This window comes from Streptomyces toyocaensis (genome assembly GCF_000725125.1).
GTDB classification, from domain to species: domain Bacteria; phylum Actinomycetota; class Actinomycetes; order Streptomycetales; family Streptomycetaceae; genus Streptomyces; species Streptomyces toyocaensis.
On record NZ_JFCB01000003.1, the window covers coordinates 140,724 to 158,644 of the forward strand.

At 70.2% G+C, this 17,921-nt stretch carries 14 protein-coding genes; all 14 read left to right on the plus strand.

Annotation, left to right across the window (positions count from 1 at the left end):
* Positions 1 to 8: 8 nt before the first annotated feature.
* The 14 genes from BU52_RS06000 to recQ all read left to right on the plus strand — a co-directional run bounded on the left by BU52_RS06000 (position 9) and on the right by recQ (position 17,843).
* Entirely contained in the window at positions 9 to 563 is a 555-nt protein-coding gene (locus BU52_RS06000) for a NuoB/complex I 20 kDa subunit family protein (RefSeq protein ID WP_030565381.1), read from the plus strand.
* The gene (locus BU52_RS06005; RefSeq protein ID WP_037929322.1) at positions 560 to 1,300 is read left to right on the plus strand and encodes an NADH-quinone oxidoreductase subunit C; all 741 of its coding nucleotides are present in this window, start codon (positions 560 to 562) and stop codon (positions 1,298 to 1,300) included. Before BU52_RS06000 ends, BU52_RS06005 begins: the two co-directional genes overlap by 4 nt.
* Positions 1,297 to 2,619 carry an NADH-quinone oxidoreductase subunit D gene (locus BU52_RS06010; RefSeq protein WP_037929324.1) on the plus strand — a complete coding sequence of 441 codons (1,323 nt, stop codon included), beginning with the start codon at positions 1,297 to 1,299 and terminating at the stop codon, positions 2,617 to 2,619. The genes BU52_RS06005 and BU52_RS06010 overlap by 4 nt, the downstream gene beginning before the upstream one ends.
* Positions 2,616 to 3,485, plus strand: coding sequence for an NADH-quinone oxidoreductase subunit NuoE (gene nuoE / locus BU52_RS06015; protein WP_037929327.1), 870 nt, complete (start codon positions 2,616 to 2,618; stop codon positions 3,483 to 3,485). Before BU52_RS06010 ends, nuoE begins: the two co-directional genes overlap by 4 nt.
* Positions 3,485 to 4,831, plus strand: coding sequence for an NADH-quinone oxidoreductase subunit NuoF (nuoF, locus tag BU52_RS06020; RefSeq protein WP_037929330.1), 1,347 nt, complete (start codon positions 3,485 to 3,487; stop codon positions 4,829 to 4,831). The genes nuoE and nuoF overlap by 1 nt, the downstream gene beginning before the upstream one ends.
* On the plus strand, positions 4,828 to 7,332 hold the full coding sequence (locus BU52_RS06025) for an NADH-quinone oxidoreductase subunit G (protein ID WP_037929335.1): 2,505 nt from the start codon (positions 4,828 to 4,830) through the stop codon (positions 7,330 to 7,332). The genes nuoF and BU52_RS06025 overlap by 4 nt, the downstream gene beginning before the upstream one ends.
* Positions 7,329 to 8,702: an NADH-quinone oxidoreductase subunit NuoH gene (nuoH, locus tag BU52_RS06030; protein WP_037929337.1), complete on the plus strand. Its 1,374-nt coding sequence runs from the start codon at positions 7,329 to 7,331 to the stop codon at positions 8,700 to 8,702. The genes BU52_RS06025 and nuoH overlap by 4 nt, the downstream gene beginning before the upstream one ends.
* Entirely contained in the window at positions 8,695 to 9,336 is a 642-nt protein-coding gene (gene nuoI / locus BU52_RS06035; RefSeq protein ID WP_037929344.1) for an NADH-quinone oxidoreductase subunit NuoI, read from the plus strand. The genes nuoH and nuoI overlap by 8 nt, the downstream gene beginning before the upstream one ends.
* Complete coding sequence (locus BU52_RS06040; protein ID WP_037929347.1) at positions 9,333 to 10,172, plus strand: NADH-quinone oxidoreductase subunit J; 840 nt, start codon at positions 9,333 to 9,335, stop codon at positions 10,170 to 10,172. The genes nuoI and BU52_RS06040 overlap by 4 nt, the downstream gene beginning before the upstream one ends.
* The gene (gene nuoK / locus BU52_RS06045; protein WP_037929353.1) at positions 10,169 to 10,468 is read left to right on the plus strand and encodes an NADH-quinone oxidoreductase subunit NuoK; all 300 of its coding nucleotides are present in this window, start codon (positions 10,169 to 10,171) and stop codon (positions 10,466 to 10,468) included. Before BU52_RS06040 ends, nuoK begins: the two co-directional genes overlap by 4 nt.
* 14 nt (positions 10,469 to 10,482) lie before the next feature.
* The gene (nuoL, locus tag BU52_RS06050; RefSeq protein WP_037929355.1) at positions 10,483 to 12,447 is read left to right on the plus strand and encodes an NADH-quinone oxidoreductase subunit L; all 1,965 of its coding nucleotides are present in this window, start codon (positions 10,483 to 10,485) and stop codon (positions 12,445 to 12,447) included.
* 5 nt (positions 12,448 to 12,452) lie between these two features.
* On the plus strand, positions 12,453 to 14,084 hold the full coding sequence (locus BU52_RS06055) for an NADH-quinone oxidoreductase subunit M (RefSeq protein WP_037929358.1): 1,632 nt from the start codon (positions 12,453 to 12,455) through the stop codon (positions 14,082 to 14,084).
* Positions 14,081 to 15,736, plus strand: coding sequence for an NADH-quinone oxidoreductase subunit NuoN (nuoN, locus tag BU52_RS06060; RefSeq protein ID WP_037929359.1), 1,656 nt, complete (start codon positions 14,081 to 14,083; stop codon positions 15,734 to 15,736). The genes BU52_RS06055 and nuoN overlap by 4 nt, the downstream gene beginning before the upstream one ends.
* 169 nt (positions 15,737 to 15,905) lie before the next feature.
* A complete protein-coding gene (gene recQ, locus BU52_RS06065) occupies positions 15,906 to 17,843 on the plus strand; it encodes a DNA helicase RecQ (RefSeq protein ID WP_051857975.1) in 1,938 nt (645 codons plus the stop codon).
* Positions 17,844 to 17,921 lie beyond the last annotated feature (78 nt).

A 17,921-nucleotide genomic window follows, 5' to 3' on the forward strand; every position in this document is an offset into this window, starting at 1 on the left:
CATTAGTCATGGGACTCGAAGAAAAGCTGCCGAGCGGATTCCTGCTGACCACCGTCGAGCAGGCCGCGGGCTGGGTACGCAAGTCGTCCGTCTTCCCCGCCACGTTCGGCCTCGCCTGCTGTGCCATCGAGATGATGACCACCGGCGCGGGCCGCTACGACCTGGCGCGCTTCGGCATGGAGGTCTTCCGCGGCTCACCGCGGCAGGCGGACCTCATGATCGTCGCCGGGCGGGTCAGCCAGAAGATGGCGCCGGTGCTGCGGCAGGTCTACGACCAGATGCCGAACCCCAAGTGGGTGATCTCCATGGGGGTCTGCGCCTCCTCGGGCGGCATGTTCAACAACTACGCGATCGTCCAGGGCGTCGACCACGTCGTCCCGGTCGACATCTACCTCCCCGGCTGTCCGCCCCGCCCCGAGATGCTGCTGGACGCGATCCTCAAGCTCCACCAGAAGATCCAGAGCTCCAAGCTCGGCGTGAACGCCGAGGAGGCGGCCCGCGAGGCGGAGGAGGCGGCGCTCAAGGCCCTGCCCACGATCGAGATGAAGGGGCTGCTGCGATGAGCGACGCGAACGGCAACGAGGTCAACCCCGAGAAGGACCTCTCCGCGGAGAACCTCCCGGGCCGGCGCGGCCAGGGCGGCGAGGAGATCCGCGTCCAGCGCGGCATGTTCGGCGCGAACAACGGCGGCGACACGTCCGGCTACGGCGGCCTGGTCCGCTCGGTCCGGCTGCCGGGACCGGCGACCCGTCCCTACGGCGGCTGGTTCGACGAGGTCGCCGACGAACTGGAGGGCGCTCTGGAGGAGCAGGACCTGCTCCCCGGGAACGCCATCGAGAAGACGGTCGTCGACCGCGGCGAACTCACCTTCCACATCGAACGCGAGCACCTGGTCCGCGTGGCGAAGACCCTGCGCGACGACCCCGCCCTGCGCTTCGAGCTGTGCACCGGCGTCAGCGGCGTGCACTACCCGCACGACAAGGGCCGCGAACTGCACGCCGTCTACCACCTGCGCTCGATCACCCACAACCGGGTGATCCGCCTCGAGGTCAGCGCCCCCGACAGCGACCCGCACATCCCGTCACTGTTCACGGTCTACCCGACGAACGACTGGCACGAGCGCGAGACGTACGACTTCTTCGGCATCGTCTTCGACGGTCACCCGGCCCTGACGCGGATCATGATGCCGGACGACTGGCAGGGCCATCCGCAGCGCAAGGACTACCCCCTCGGCGGCATCCCCGTCGAGTACAAGGGCGCCCAGATCCCGGCTCCGGACCAGCGGAGGTCGTACTCGTGAGTACTTCGCACGCAACCCCTCGCGAGACCACCGAGGGAACCGTCTACACCGTCACCGGCGGCGACTGGGACGAGGTCGTCGAGAGCGCGGCCCGGGCCGACGACGAGCGCATCGTCGTCAACATGGGCCCCCAGCACCCGTCCACCCACGGCGTGCTCCGTCTGATCCTGGAGATCGACGGCGAGACGGTCACCGAGGCCCGCTGCGGCATCGGCTACCTCCACACCGGCATCGAGAAGAACCTCGAGTACCGGACGTGGACCCAGGGCACCACGTTTGTGACGCGCATGGACTACCTGACGTCGTTCTTCAACGAGACGGCGTACTGCCTCGCGGTCGAGAAGCTCCTCGGCATCGAGGACCAGGTACCCGACCGCGCCTCGGTCATCCGCGTGCTCCTGATGGAGCTGAACCGGCTCTCCTCCCACCTGGTGTGCATCGCCACCGGCGGCATGGAGCTCGGCGCCACCACGATCATGATCTACGGATTCCGTGATCGTGAACTCATTCTCGACATCTACGAGCTCATCACGGGCCTCAGGATGAACCACGCGTACATCCGCCCCGGCGGACTCGCGCAGGACCTGCCGCCCGGCGCGGTGGACCGGATCCGCGAGTTCGTGAAGAAGATGAGGAAGAACCTCCCGGAGTACGACAAGCTCGCCACCGGGAACCCCATCTTCAAGGCCCGCATGCAGGACATCGGCTACCTGGACCTGGCCGGCTGCATGGCGCTCGGCGCCACCGGCCCGATCCTGCGCTCCACCGGCCTGCCGCACGACCTGCGCAAGGCGCAGCCGTACTGCGGGTACGAGACGTACGACTTCGAGATCCCGACCGCCGACACCTGCGACTCCTACGGCCGCTTCCTGATCCGGCTCGAGGAGATGCGCCAGTCGCTGCACATCGTCGAGCAGTGCCTGGACCGGCTCCAGCCGGGACCGGTGATGGTCGACGACAAGAAGATCGCCTGGCCCGCCCAGCTCGCCCTGGGACCGGACGGACTGGGCAACTCCCTCGACCACATCAAGCAGATCATGGGCACCTCCATGGAGGCCCTGATCCACCACTTCAAGCTGGTCACCGAGGGCTTCCGCGTACCGCCGGGACAGGCGTACGCGGCGGTCGAGTCGCCCAAGGGCGAGCTCGGGGTGCATGTCGTCTCCGACGGCGGCACCCGCCCCTACCGGGTCCACTTCCGTGACCCGTCCTTCACCAACCTGCAGGCCATGGCGGCGATGTGCGAGGGCGGCCAGGTCGCCGACGTCATCGTCGCCGTCGCGTCCATCGACCCCGTGATGGGAGGCGTCGACCGGTGACCACCTCTTCTTCCGAGCGGTCCGAGCGGGGCGTCAGCCTGGGCATGCCCGAACTGCCCGCACCCGCCTACCCGGACGACGTCCGGGCCCGGCTGGAGACCGACGCGCGCGAGATCATCGCCCGCTACCCGGATTCCCGGTCCGCCCTCCTGCCGCTGCTGCACCTCGTGCAGTCGGAGGAGGGCCACGTCACCCGCACCGGGATGCAGTTCTGCGCCGACGTGCTGGGCCTGACGACGGCCGAGGTGACCGCGGTCGCCACCTTCTACACCATGTACCGGCGGCGGCCGAGCGGCGACTACCAGGTCGGGGTGTGCACCAACACCCTGTGCGCCGTCATGGGCGGCGACGCGATCTTCGAGGAGCTCCAGGAGCACCTGGGCGTCGGCAACGGCGGGACCACCGACGACGGCAAGGTCACCCTGGAGCACATCGAGTGCAACGCGGCCTGCGACTTCGCGCCCGTGGTGATGGTGAACTGGGAGTTCTTCGACAACCAGACCCCCGAGAGCGCCAAGCGCATGGTCGACGACCTGCGCGAAGGCCGCCCGGTCGCGCCCACGCGCGGGGCGCCCCTGTGCACCTTCAAGGAGACCGCCCGCATCCTGGCCGGCTTCCCCGACGAGCGCGAGGGAGCCGTCGAGGCCACGGGGAGCGCCGGGCCCGCCTCCCTGATCGGCCTGAAGCTGGCCAAGGGGGAGGCAGCACCCGCGCGCGTGGTGCACCCGCGGGGCGAGGCCCCCCGGGAGGCGCCGCCGCACGAGCCGTCGCCCACCGAGCACCTCAGCTCGCACGACGCGCCGCAGGACACATCGGCCTCCGACCCGGCCCACCCGTCGGGACCCGTTGCCGAGGAGGGGGAGTGATGACCTTGGCACCCGAACTCAAGGACATGAGCCCGGAGAAGCTGCTCGCACCCGTGCTGTCGGCCTTCTGGGACGAGGACAGGTCCTGGACGCTGGACGTCTACAAGAGGCACGAGGGGTACGAGGGGCTCCGCAAGGCGCTCGCCATGTCACCGGACGACGTCATCGCGTACGTCAAGGAGTCCGGTCTGCGCGGGCGCGGCGGCGCCGGCTTCCCGACGGGAATGAAGTGGCAGTTCATTCCCCAGGGGGACGGCAAGCCCCACTACCTGGTGGTCAACGCCGACGAGTCGGAACCGGGAACCTGCAAGGACATTCCGCTCCTCTTCGCGAACCCGCACAGCCTCATCGAGGGCATCGTCATCGCCTGCTACGCCATCAGGTCCTCACATGCCTTCATCTACCTGCGCGGTGAGGTCGTCCCCGTGCTGCGGCGGCTGCACGAGGCCGTGCGCGAGGCCTACGCGGCCGGCCTCCTCGGCGAGAACATCCTGGGCAGCGGACTCGACCTCGAACTCACCGTGCACGCGGGCGCGGGCGCGTACATCTGCGGTGAGGAGACCGCACTGCTCGACTCGCTCGAAGGACGGCGGGGCCAGCCGAGGCTCCGTCCCCCCTTCCCCGCCGTCGCGGGCCTGTACGCCTGCCCCACCGTGGTGAACAACGTCGAGTCGATCGCCTCGGTTCCCGCCATCATGAACCGGGGCAAGGAGTGGTTCCGCTCGATGGGCAGCGAGAAGTCGCCCGGCTTCACGCTCTACTCCCTCAGCGGCCACGTCGCCGGCCCCGGGCAGTACGAGGCGCCCCTCGGCATCACGCTGCGCCAGCTGCTCGAGATGAGCGGCGGGATGCGGCCGGGCCACCGGCTGAAGTTCTGGACGCCGGGCGGCTCCTCCACGCCGATGTTCACCGACGAGCACCTCGACGTCCCCCTCGACTACGAGGGGGTGGGCGCCGCGGGTTCCATGCTGGGCACGAAGGCCCTGCAGTGCTTCGACGAGACGACCTGCGTCGTCCGCGCCGTCACCCGCTGGACCGAGTTCTACGCCCACGAGTCCTGCGGCAAGTGCACGCCCTGCCGCGAGGGCACGTACTGGCTCGTCCAGCTGATGAGGGACATCGAGGCCGGCAAGGGACAGATGGCCGACCTCGACAAGCTGAACGACATCGCCGACAACATCAACGGCAAGGCCTTCTGCGCCCTCGGCGACGGCGCCGCCTCGCCGATCTTCTCGTCGCTCAAGTACTTCCGCGAGGAGTACGAGCAGCACATCACGGGCCGTGGCTGCCCCTTCGACCCGGCCAAGTCGACGGCCTGGGCCGACCGTACGGAGGTGCACGCATGACTGTGACCACCAATGCTCCCTCCGGTGGGGGAGAGGCGGCGGTCCCGCCCGAGGACCTCGTCACGCTGACCATCGACGGCGCCGAGATCAGCGTGCCCAAGGGCACCCTGGTCATCCGGGCCGCCGAGGAGCTCGGCATCGAGATCCCCCGGTTCTGCGACCACCCGCTCCTCGCCCCGGCCGGCGCCTGCCGCCAGTGCATCGTGGAGGTCGAGGGCCAGCGCAAGCCCATGGCCTCGTGCACCATCACCTGCACCGACGGGATGGTGGTGAAGACCCACCTCACCTCGCCGGTCGCCGAGAAGGCCCAGAAGGGTGTGATGGAGCTCCTGCTCATCAACCACCCGCTGGACTGCCCGGTCTGCGACAAGGGCGGCGAGTGCCCGCTGCAGAACCAGGCGATGTCGCACGGCAACGCCGAGTCCCGCTTCGACGGCAAGAAGCGCACCTACGAGAAGCCCGTCGCGATCTCCACGCAGGTGCTGCTCGACCGCGAGCGGTGCGTCCTGTGCGCCCGCTGCACCCGGTTCTCCAACCAGATCGCCGGCGACCCGATGATCGAGATGGTCGAGCGGGGCGCGCTCCAGCAGATCGGCACCGGGGAGGGCGACCCGTTCGAGTCGTACTTCTCCGGCAACACCATCCAGATCTGCCCGGTCGGCGCCCTCACCTCGGCGGCCTACCGGTTCCGCTCCCGCCCCTTCGACCTGATCTCCTCGCCGTCGGTGTGCGAGCACTGTTCCGGCGGCTGCGCCACCCGCACCGACCACCGGCGCGGCAAGGTCATGCGGCGGCTCGCCGCCGACGACCCCGAGGTCAACGAGGAGTGGATCTGCGACAAGGGCCGCTTCGCGTTCCGGTACGCGCAGCTGCGTGACCGTCTCGACACGCCGCTCGTGCGCAACGCGGAGGGCGAGCTGGAGCGGGCGTCCTGGCCGGACGCGCTGCAGATCGCGGCCCAGGGGCTGCTGGCCTCGCGGGGCCGCACCGGTGTGCTGACCGGCGGCCGGCTCACCGTCGAGGACGCCTACGCGTACAGCAAGTTCGCACGCGTGGCGCTCGCCACCAACGACATCGACTTCCGCGCGCGGGTGCACAGCTCCGAGGAGGCCGACTTCCTCGCCGCGCGGGTCGCGGGCCGCGGCCGTGACCTCGACGGCACGGGCGTGACCTACACCTCCCTGGAGAAGGCGCCGGCCGTTCTGCTGGTCGGGTTCGAGTCCGAGGAGGAGGCGCCCGGCGTCTTCCTGCGGCTGCGCAAGGCATGGCGCGGGCACGGACAGCGGATCTTCGCCCTGGCCACGCACGCCACGCGGGGACTCGAGAAGGCCGGGGGCACCCTGCTGCCGGCGGCTCCGGGAACCGAGACCGAGTGGCTGGACGCGCTGGCCGGCGGCGTCGGCCTGGAGGAGGACGGCGTCAGGGCCGCCGAGGCCCTGCGGGCCGAGGGTGCGGTGATCGTCGTCGGCGAGCGGCTGGCGGCCGTACGGGGCGGGCTGACCGCGGCCGTCCGGTTCGCCGCCGCGACCGGGGCCCGGCTGGTGTGGATCCCGCGCCGGGCCGGGGAGCGGGGCGCGGTCGAGGCGGGCGCGCTGCCGACGCTGCTGCCGGGCGGCCGCCCGGCGACCGACCCGCGCGCGCGTGAGGAGGTCGCCGCCCTGTGGGGCGTCGCCGAACTGCCGCACCGCTACGGGCGCGACACCGGCCGGATCGTCGAGGCGGCGGCGCGCGGTGAGCTCCAGGCCCTGCTGGTGGCGGGCGTGGAGGTCGCCGACCTGCCCGACCCGGCACGCGCGCGTGCCGCACTCGCCGAGGCCGGGTTCGTGGTCTCGCTGGACATGCGGCCCAGCGAGGTCACCGAGCTCGCCGACGTCGTCCTGCCGGTCGCCGCCGTCGCGGAGAAGGCCGGGACCTTCCTCAACTGGGAGGGCAGGGTCCGTCTCTTCGAGGCGGCGCTCAAGCCCGACCAGATGACCCGGCGGCTCCCGCCCACGGACGCGCGCGTGCTCCAGATGCTGGCCGACGCCATGGACGTCCACCTGGGCCTGCCGGACCTGCGCACGATCCGCGCGGAGCTCGACCGGCTCGGCACCTGGGACGGCCCCCGCGCCGGCGACCCGCAGGAGACCGCGGGCGCCCTGCCCCGGCCGGCCGCCGGGGAGGCCGTGCTCGCCGGACACCGGCTGCTGCTGGACCAGGGCCTCCTGCAACTCGGCGACGAGGCGCTGGCCGGCACCCGGCACGCCGCCCGCGCGCGGCTGTCGGCGGCCACGGCGGCCGAGGTCGGCGTCAAGGACGGCGACCTGCTGTCGGTGACCGGTACCGCGGGGTCGGTGGAACTGCCCCTGGCCGTCACCGACATGCCCGACCGCGTGGTCTGGCTGCCGCTGAACTCCGCCGACGGCGGGGTCGCCGCCGGCACCGGGGCGCTGCCCGGCTCCCTCGTCCGTATCGGCCCGGCGACGCTCGCCGGCGAGGCCCCCAAGGAGGTGGAGGCATGAGCCCGTACCTCGCCGCTGAAGACCTCTCGATGTTCGGCCGTGATCCCTGGTGGCTGATCGTCCTCAAGGCGGTGTTCTGCTTCGCCTTCCTGATGGTGACCGTGCTGATCTCCATCGTCATGGAGCGCAAGGTCGTCGCCTGGATGCAGCTGCGCATCGGCCCCAACCGGCACGGCCCCTGGGGCATGCTCCAGTCGCTCGCCGACGGCGTGAAGCTGATGCTCAAGGAGGACGTCGTCGTCAAGCGCGCGGACAAGGCGGTGTACGTCCTCGCGCCGATCGTCGCGGCGATCCCCGCCTTCATGGCGTTCGCGGTGATCCCCTTCGGACCGGCCGGCAACGAGATCTCGATCTTCGGCCAGCGCACCACGATGCAGCTCACCGACCTGCCGATCGCGGCGCTCTACATCCTCGCGGTCGCCTCGGTCGGCATCTACGGCATCGTCCTGGCGGGCTGGAGCTCCGGTTCCACGTATCCGCTGCTGGGCGGCCTGCGGTCCTGCGCGCAGATGATCTCGTACGAGATCGCCATGGGCGCGGCGTTCGCCTCCGTGTTCCTCTACTCGGGGTCGATGTCCACGTCGACGATCGTCGAGCAGCAGACGGACCGCTGGTACGTCCTGCTGCTGCCGGTCTCCTTCCTCATCTACATCGTCACGATGGTCGGTGAGACCAACCGTGCCCCGTTCGACATGCCGGAGTCCGAGGGCGACCTGGTCGGCGGCTTCAACACGGAGTACTCGTCCATCAAGTTCGCGATGTTCATGCTCGCCGAGTACATCAACATGGTGACCGTCTCGGCCGTCGCCGTGACCTTCTTCCTGGGCGGCTGGCGGGCCCCGTGGCCGGTCAGCACCTTCTGGGAGGGCGCCAACCACGGCTGGTGGCCGATGCTCTGGTTCACCGGCAAGCTGCTGACCCTGCTGTTCGGGTTCGTCTGGCTGCGCGGCACGCTCCCGCGGGTCCGCTACGACCAGCTGATGAAGCTCGGCTGGAAGGTCCTCATCCCGGTCTCCCTGGTGTGGCTGATGGCCGTCGCCACCGTGCGGGCGCTGCGGAACGAGAACTACGACTTCGCGGACATCGCCCTCTACATCGCCGGAGGCGTCCTCGCCCTGCTGCTGCTCTCCTTCGTCGCCGACATGTTCCGGTCGAAGGCGAAGGAGTCCGAGCGGCCCGAGGGTCCGCCCGCCTTCGATCCCATGGCGGGCGGGTTCCCCGTGCCGCCGCTGCCGGGACAGGAAGTGCCGCCGGTGCCGCGACGCCGTTCGCGCGGTGAACGGGAACTGGTTGTCAGTGGCGGCCCCGATACTCAGAGTGACGAATCTCTGGGCGGATCTACGGATGGAAAGGAGGCGTCCGATGGCTGAGGAGCCCAAGGAGACCAAGCCCGGTTTCCTGAACCCCGTGGCCGGCTTCGGCGTGACCTTCAAGGCCATGTTCAAGAAGCGGCTGACCGAGCAGTACCCGGAGCAGCAGAAGACCACCGCTCCGCGTTTCCACGGACGACACCAGCTCAACCGCCATCCGGACGGCCTGGAGAAGTGCGTCGGCTGCGAGCTGTGCGCCTGGGCCTGTCCCGCCGACGCGATCTACGTCGAGGGCGCGGACAACACCGAGGAGGAGCGCTACTCACCGGGCGAGCGGTACGGCCGCGTCTACCAGATCAACTACGCCCGCTGCATCCTGTGCGGCCTGTGCATCGAGGCGTGCCCCACGCGGGCGCTGACGATGACCAACGAGTTCGAGCTGGCGGACTCCAGCCGGGCCAACCTCATCTACACCAAGGAGCAGTTGCTCGCCGGTCTGGAGGAGGGGATGGTCGACTCCCCGCACGCCATGTACCCGGGCACCGACGAACAGGACTACTACCGGGGCCTGGTCACCGAGGCCGCGCCCGGTACGGAGCAGCAGGTCGCCCACTCCAAGGGCGAGGTGGTGCAGGAGGCCGCCTCGACCTTCGGCGCGGAGGAACCGGCGTCGGACGAGGTGATCGGGCGATGAGCGGGCTCGCCGCCTACTCCACCTCCGGCGGAGAGGCCTTCCAGTTCTGGGTCCTGGGCACGGTCGCCGTGATCGGCGCCCTGTGCACCGTGTTCATGCGGCGGGCCGTGCACAGCGCGCTCTGCCTCGCCGGCACCATGATCGTCCTGGCGGTGTTCTACCTGGCCAACGGCGCCTACTTCCTGGGCGTCGTGCAGATCGTCGTCTACACCGGCGCGATCATGATGCTGTTCCTGTTCGTGGTGATGCTGGTGGGCGTCACCGCGGCGGACTCCCTGAAGGAGACCATCAAGGGCCAGCGCTGGCTTGCCCTGCTGTGCGGTCTCGGCTTCGGCATCCTGCTGATCGGCGGGATCGGGAACGCCTCGCTCAGCGAGTTCAGCGGCATCGGCGAGGCGAACGCGGGCGGCAATGTGCAGGGTCTCGCGGCCCGCCTGTTCACCACGTACGTCTTCGCCTTCGAGATCACCGGCGCCCTGCTCATCACGGCCGCCGTCGGCGCCATGGTGCTCACCCACCGGGAGCGCACCGAGCGCGCCAGGACCCAGCGGGAACTGGCCGAGCAGCGCGTGCGCGAGGGCACGTACCTGCCGCCGCTGCCGGCGCCGGGCGTCTACGCCCGGCACAACGCCGTGGACATCGCGGGCCTGCTGCCCGACGGCACCCCGTCGGACCTCACCGTCAGCAAGACGCTGCGGGACCGCGGCCAGGTCCGTGACGTGTCGCAGGAGGCGATCAACGACCTGCGGGCGATGGAGCAGCGCGCCGAGGAGCGCCTGGAGCGCAAGGCGATCGATCCGCCCACCTTCAAGCGGGCCGAGGAGGCGTCGAAGTGAACCCCGTCAACTATCTGTACCTGGCCGCGCTGCTGTTCACGATCGGCGCGACCGGTGTGCTGATCCGGCGCAACGCGATCGTCGTGTTCATGTGCGTCGAGCTCATGCTCAACGCCTGCAATCTCGCGTTCGTCGCCTTCTCCCGGATGCACGGCAATCTCGACGGCCAGGTCATCGCCTTCTTCACGATGGTGGTCGCCGCCGCGGAGGTCGTGGTCGGGCTGGCGATCATCGTGTCCCTGTTCCGTTCCCGCCACTCGGCCTCGGTCGACGACGCCAGCCTGATGAAGCTGTGAGGGGCTGCTGAATCGTGGAGAACCTGATTGCGCTGCTGGTGGCGGCGCCCCTGCTCGGAGCGGTGGTCCTGCTGTGCGGCGGTCGCCGGCTGGACGCCGTGGGTCACTGGATCGGCACGCTGCTCGCGGCCGTCTCCTTCGCGCTCGGCCTGGTGCTCTTCACCGACCTGCTGGGCAAGGGCGCCGGTGAACGCACCGTCACGCAGCACCTGTTCAGCTGGATCCCGGTGGAGGGCTTCCAGGCCGACGTCGCCTTCCGGCTCGACCAGCTCTCGATGACGTTCGTGCTGCTGATCACCGGCGTCGGCTCGCTGATCCACCTGTACTCCATCGGGTACATGGAGCACGACGAGCGGCGCCGCCGCTTCTTCGGCTACCTGAACCTGTTCCTCGCGGCGATGCTGATCCTCGTCCTCGCCGACAACTACCTGCTGCTGTACGTCGGCTGGGAGGGCGTCGGTCTCGCCTCCTACCTGCTGATCGGCTTCTGGCAGCACAAGCCCAGCGCCGCCACGGCCGCGAAGAAGGCCTTCCTGGTCAACCGCGTCGGCGACATGGGCCTGTCGATCGCGATCATGCTGATGTTCCTGTGGTTCGGCACCTTCGCCTTCGGGCCGGTGCTCGGCGGCCACGGCGAGGCCGGTCTCGCGGGCGGGGCGGGCGAGGGCAAGCTCACCGCCATCGCCCTGATGCTGCTGCTCGCCGCCTGCGGCAAGTCCGCCCAGGTGCCGCTGCAGTCCTGGCTCGGGGACGCGATGGAGGGCCCGACCCCGGTCTCGGCCCTGATCCACGCCGCGACCATGGTGACGGCGGGCGTGTACCTGATCGTCCGGTCCGCGGCCGTCTTCAACGGCGCCCCGGACGCGCAACTGGTCGTCACCATCGTCGGCGCGGTCACGCTGCTGTTCGGTGCGATCGTCGGTTGCGCGAAGGACGACATCAAGAAGGCGCTGGCCGGCTCGACCATGTCGCAGATCGGCTACATGGTGCTGGCGGCCGGCCTCGGCCCCATCGGCTACGTCTTCGCGATCATGCACCTGGTGACGCACGGCTTCTTCAAGGCCGGACTGTTCCTCGGAGCCGGTTCGGTGATGCACGGCATGAACGACGAGGTCGACATGCGCCGCTACGGCGGTCTGCGGAAGTACATGCCGGTCACGTTCGTCACCTTCGGCCTCGGCTACCTCGCGATCATCGGCTTCCCGGGCCTGTCCGGCTTCTTCTCCAAGGACAAGATCATCGAGGCGGCGTTCGCCAAGGGTGGCACCGAGGGCTGGATCCTCGGCGCGTGTGCCCTGCTGGGCGCGGCCATCACCGCGTACTACATGACGCGCGTGATGCTGATGACGTTCTTCGGCGAGGAGCGCTGGCGCAACGCGCCGACGCCGTCCCCGGCGGCACCGGGCGTGGAGCCCGCCGCCGAGACGCGCGGCGCCTACGAGCCGCCGCACCCGCACGAGTCCCCGAAGGTCATGACGATCCCGATGATCGTGCTGGCCGTCGGGTCGGTCGCGGGCGGTGCCTTCTTCAGCATCGGCGACCGGTTCCTGAACTGGCTCGAGCCCGTCACCGGGCACGCGCACGGCCACTCGCCGGTCGGCGCCCTGACGGTGACGCTCTCCACGGTCGCCGTGATGGTCATCGGCGTGGCCGTCGCCTGGGCCCAGTACGGGCGCCGTCCGGTGCCGGCCGTCGCCCCGCGGGGGTCGCTGTTCACCCGGGCCGCCCGGCGGGACCTGCTCCAGGACGACTTCAACCACGTGGTCCTGGTCCGTGGCGGTGAGCACCTCACCCGCTCGCTGGTGTACGTCGACCACACCCTGGTCGACGGGGTCGTCAACGGCACGGCGGCCTCCATGGGCGGCCTGTCCGGCCGGATGCGCAGGCTGCAGAACGGCTTCGCGCGGTCCTACGCGGTCTCGATGTTCGGCGGTGCGGCACTCCTCGTCGCCGCGACCCTGCTGATGAGGGCGGTCTGATACCGATGTCCTTTCCTCTGCTGACAGCGACGGCGGCGCTCCCGGCCATCGGGGCGATCGCCACGGCCGCCGTACCGGCCGCGCGGCGCACGGCCGCCAAGTGGCTGGCCCTGCTGTTCTCGCTCGCCACGCTCGTGCTGGCGATCGTCGTCCTGGTGCGGTTCGACCCGGACGGCGACCGCTACCAGCTCACCGAGTCCCACGCCTGGATCGCGGACTTCGGCGTCCGGTACGAGCTGGGTGTCGACGGCATCGCCGTGGCGCTGATCGCGCTGACCGCGCTGCTGATCCCGTTCATCGTCCTCGCGGGCTGGCACGACGCCGACCCTTCCCCAAGCTCTCAACTTCGTTCGAGCAGGGGAGGCCCCAAGGAGACGGGGAGTGAGCTCAGTAGCATCGCTGAGGGACGGTGGCGGCCGACACAGGGCTTCTTCGCCCTGATCCTGGCCGTCGAGGCGATGGTGATCCTCTCCTTCGAGGCCACCGACGTCTTCCTCTTCTACATCTTCTTCGAAGCCATGCTGATCCCGCTGTACTTCCTCATCGGCGGCTTCGGGGACCGTGCCCACGAGCACGGCGAGGAGAAGGCCGCCACCCAACGGTCGTACGCGGCGGTGAAGTTCCTGCTCTACAACCTGGCCGGCGGTCTGATCATGCTGGCCGCGGTGATCGGGCTGTACGTGGTCGCCGGGAACTTCTCGCTCACCGAGATCGCCGAGGCACGGGCGAGCGGCGAGCTGACCATGGCGACCAGCACCGAGCGCTGGCTGTTCCTCGGCTTCTTCTTCGCCTTCGCCGTGAAGGCGCCGCTGTGGCCGCTGCACACCTGGCTGCCCAACGCCATGCAGGAGTCCACCGCCCCGGTCGCCGTGCTGATCACGGCGGTCGTCGACAAGGTGGGCACCTTCGCGATGCTGCGCTTCTGCCTCCAGCTGTTCCCGGAGGCCAGCAAGTGGGCGACGCCGGTCGTCCTCGTCCTGGCGGTCGTCAGCATCATCTACGGCGCCCTGCTCGCGGTCGGCCAGCGCGACATCAAGCGGCTGATCGCGTACGCGTCGATCTCGCACTTCGGCTTCATCATCATGGGCATCTTCGCGATGACCAGCCAGGGCCAGTCCGGCGCGACGCTGTACATGGTCAACCACGGCATCTCGACCGCCGTGCTGATGCTGATCGCCGGATTCCTGATCTCGCGGCGGGGCTCGCGGCTCATCGCCGACTACGGGGGAGTGCAGAAGGTCGCGCCGGTGCTCGCCGGCACCTTCCTGATCGGCGGGCTCGCGACCCTCTCGCTGCCGGGGCTCGCGCCCTTCGTCAGTGAGTTCCTGGTCCTGGTCGGCACGTTCACGCGCTACCCGGTGATCGGCATCATCGCCACCTTCGGCATCGTGCTCGCCGCGCTGTACACCCTCGTCCTCTACCAGCGGACGATGACGGGCCCGGTGAAGCCCGAGGTGGCCGCGATGCCCGACCTGAAGGTGCGCGAGATCGCGGTGGTGGCACCGCTCGTCGTGCTGCTGGTCTTCCTGGGCGTCTACCCGAAGCCCGTCACGGACGTCGTGAACCCGGCGGTGAAGCAGACCATGTCCGACGTGGAGAAGAAGGATCCCCGGCCCGAGGTGGAGGCGGCCAAGTGAGCGCAACAGCAGCCGTCCACAGCCTGTGGACAACGGCGGCGGCCGACCCGATCTCGAAGATCGACGCGCCGAAGATCGAGTACGGACAGCTCGCCCCCATCCTGATCGTCGTCGGTGCGGCCGTCGTCGGGATCCTGGTCGAGGCGTTCGTACCGCGTAGGACCCGTTACTACGCCCAGCTGTTCGTGGCCGTGGTCGCGCTCGCGGCGGCCTTCGCCTCGGTCGTGGCGCTCGCCGCGGACGGCTACGCCACGACCAAGGCGGGCATCGCGGCCATGGGGGCCGTCGCGGTCGACGGACCGGCCCTGTTCCTGCAGGGCACGATCCTGCTGACGGCCCTGGTGGGCCTGTTCACCTTCGCCGAGCGCCGGCTCGACCCGGAGGCGCACGGCAACCGGGTGGACTCCTTCGCCGCGCAGGCCGCGTCCGTACCGGGCAGCGACAGCGAGAAGAAGGCGGTCAAGGCCGGCTTCACCACCACCGAGGTGTTCCCGCTGCTGCTCTTCGCGGTCGCCGGCATGCTGGTCTTCCCGGCGGCCAACGACCTGCTGACGCTGTTCGTGGCGCTGGAAGTCCTCTCCCTCCCGCTGTACCTGCTGTGCGCGCTGGCCCGCCGCAAGCGGCTGATGTCGCAGGAGGCCGCGGTCAAGTACTTCCTGCTCGGCGCGTTCGCCTCCGCGTTCACGCTGTTCGGCATCGCCCTGCTGTACGGCTACTCCGGCTCGATGTCGTACGCGACGATCGCGCAGGTCGTGGACGGCACCGTCCCCGAGGTCACCCCGGCGCTCGCCGACACCATGGGCAACGACGTGCTGCTGCTCGTCGGTGCGGCGCTGCTGGTCATGGGCCTGCTGTTCAAGGTCGGCGCCGTGCCCTTCCACATGTGGACGCCCGACGTGTACCAGGGCGCCCCGACGCCGGTGACGGGCTTCATGGCCGCAGCGACCAAGGTGGCCGCGTTCGGAGCGCTGCTGCGGATCCTGTACGTGGTGCTGCCGGGCCTGCGCTGGGACTGGCGGCCGGTCATGTGGGGCGTCGCCATCGTCACCATGGTGGTCGGGGCGGTCGTCGCGATCACGCAGACCGACATCAAGCGGCTGCTGGCGTACTCGGCGATCTCGCACGCGGGCTTCATCCTCGCGGGTGTCATCGCGGCCACGCCGTCGGGTGTGTCGTCCGTGCTGTTCTACCTGGCGGCGTACTCGTTCGTGACGATCGGCGCGTTCGCGGTGGTCACGCTCGTCCGGGACGCCGGAGGCGAGGCGACACACCTGTCCAAGTGGGCGGGGCTCGGCCGTCGCTCCCCGCTGGTCGCCGCCGTGTTCGCGGTGTTCCTGCTGGCCTTCGCGGGTATCCCGCTGACCTCAGGCTTCGCCGGGAAGTTCGCCGTGTTCAAGGCGGCGGCGGAGGGCGGGGCGGCCCCGCTGGTCGTGGTCGGTGTGATCGCCTCGGCCATCGCCGCGTTCTTCTACATCCGCGTCATCGTCCTGATGTTCTTCAGCGAGCCGCGCCCCGAGGGCCCGACCGTCGCGGTGCCGTCACCGCTGACGATGACGGCGATCGGGGTCGGCGTGGCGGTCACGGTGGTGCTCGGTGTGGCACCGCAGTACTTCCTCGAGCTGGCGGGCGACGCGGGAGTGTTCGTGCGCTGACGCGACACGCACCGGCAGGGCGGCGGCCCGGCACCCCCCGAGGGGTGCCGGGCCGCCGGTTCCGGGTGGCCCTGTGGACAACTCCGGGGCTGTCGGTGCGGGCCCCTATCGTGGAGGCAGTGGTCGAGGGACGGCTCACGGGGGCACGGTGACGGGCGGTAGTGGCGGGATGGCAGTGATGGAGAGTGAGGCGCTGGCCGCGCTGCACCGGGTGTTCGGGTTCGAGACCTTCCGCGGTGAGCAGGAAGCGGTCGTCGAGCATGTGATCGCGGGTGGTGACGCCGTCGTGCTCATGCCGACCGGTGGCGGCAAATCGCTGTGCTACCAGATCCCCGCCCTGGTCCGACCGGGCACGGGAGTCGTCGTCTCCCCGCTCATCGCCCTGATGCAGGACCAGGTGGACGCGCTGCGGGCGCTGGGCGTGCGCGCCGGGTTCATGAACTCCACGCAGGACTTCGACGAGCGCCGTGCGGTCGAGGCCGAGTTCCTCGCCGGCGAGCTGGATCTGCTGTACCTCGCGCCGGAGCGGCTGCGGCTGGACAGCAGCCTGCATCTGCTCTCGCGCGGCAAGATCTCCGTCTTCGCCATCGACGAGGCGCACTGCGTGTCCCAGTGGGGGCACGACTTCCGGCCGGACTACCTCAGCCTGTCCCTGCTGGGCGAGCGCTGGCCGGAGGTGCCCCGGATCGCGCTCACGGCGACCGCCACGGACGCCACGCACCGGGAGATCACCGACCGGCTGAGGATGCCGGACGCCCGGCACTTCGTGGCGAGCTTCGACCGGCCCAACATCCAGTACCGGATCGTCCCCAAGGCCGACCCCAGGAAGCAGCTGCTGGCCTTCCTGCGCGAGGAGCACGCCGGGGACGCGGGCATCGTGTACTGCCTCTCGCGCAACTCCGTGGAGAAGACCGCCGAGTTCCTCTCGCGCAACGGCATCGAGGCGGTGCCGTACCACGCGGGCCTCGACGCCGGGACGCGCGCCGCGCACCAGGCGCGGTTCCTGCGGGAGGAGGGGCTGGTCGTGGTGGCGACCATCGCCTTCGGCATGGGCATCGACAAGCCGGACGTCCGGTTCGTCGCCCACCTCGACCTGCCCAAGTCGGTCGAGGGCTACTACCAGGAGACGGGGCGCGCGGGGCGTGACGGACTGCCGTCCACGGCCTGGATGGCGTACGGGCTCAACGACGTCGTACAGCAGCGGAAGCTGATCCAGTCGGGGGAGGGCGACGAGGCGTTCCGGCGGCGGGCGGGTCAGCACCTGGACGCGATGCTGGCGCTGTGCGAGACGGTCCGGTGCCGCCGCGGCCAGCTCCTGGCCTACTTCGGGCAGGAGGAACCCTCCCCGGCGGGCTGCGGCAACTGCGACACCTGCCTCACCCCGCCGGAGACGTGGGACGGGACGGTGGCGGCGCAGAAGGTGCTGTCGACGGTGGTGCGGCTGCAGCGGGAGCGCGGGCAGAAGTTCGGCGCGGTGCAGATCGTGGACATCCTGCTCGGGCGGCGCACGGCCAAGGTCATCCAGTTCGACCACGACCAGCTGTCGGTGTTCGGCATCGGTGAGGAGCTGAGCGAGGCCGAGTGGCGCGGCGTCGTCCGGCAGTTGCTCGCCCAGGGGCTGCTCGCCGTCGAGGGGGAGTACGGCACGCTGGTGCTCACCGGGGAGAGCGGGGCGGTGCTGCGGCGGGAGCGGGAGGTTCCGCTGCGCAAGGAGCCGAAGAAGCCGGCGGCGGACCGGGGTACGAGCAGCCGGGGTGAGCGCAAGGCCAAGGCCGCCGCGGCCGAGCTGCCCGAGGAGCTTCAGCCCGCGTTCGAGGCGCTGCGGGCCTGGCGCGCCGAGCAGGCCCGCGAGCAGGGCGTGCCGGCGTACGTCATCTTCCACGACGCCACGCTCCGGGAGATCGCCACGGTGTGGCCCACGTCGGTGGCGGAGCTCGGCGGCATCAGCGGGGTGGGCGAGAAGAAGCTGGCGACGTACGGGGAGGGCGTGGTGGCCGTGCTGGCCGGGTTGACGGCTCCTGGGGGCGCCGGTGACGGTGCCGGGCCCGAGGACCCCGGCAGCCCGGACGACTGGCCCGAGGAGGAGCCGGAGCCCGACTGGACATAGGTGGCCGCGTGGTGGGGCTGGGCAGGAGGTTTGCGCAGCCCGGCGTTCACGGGGTGCCGCTGCGTTCGAGCGGGGGGA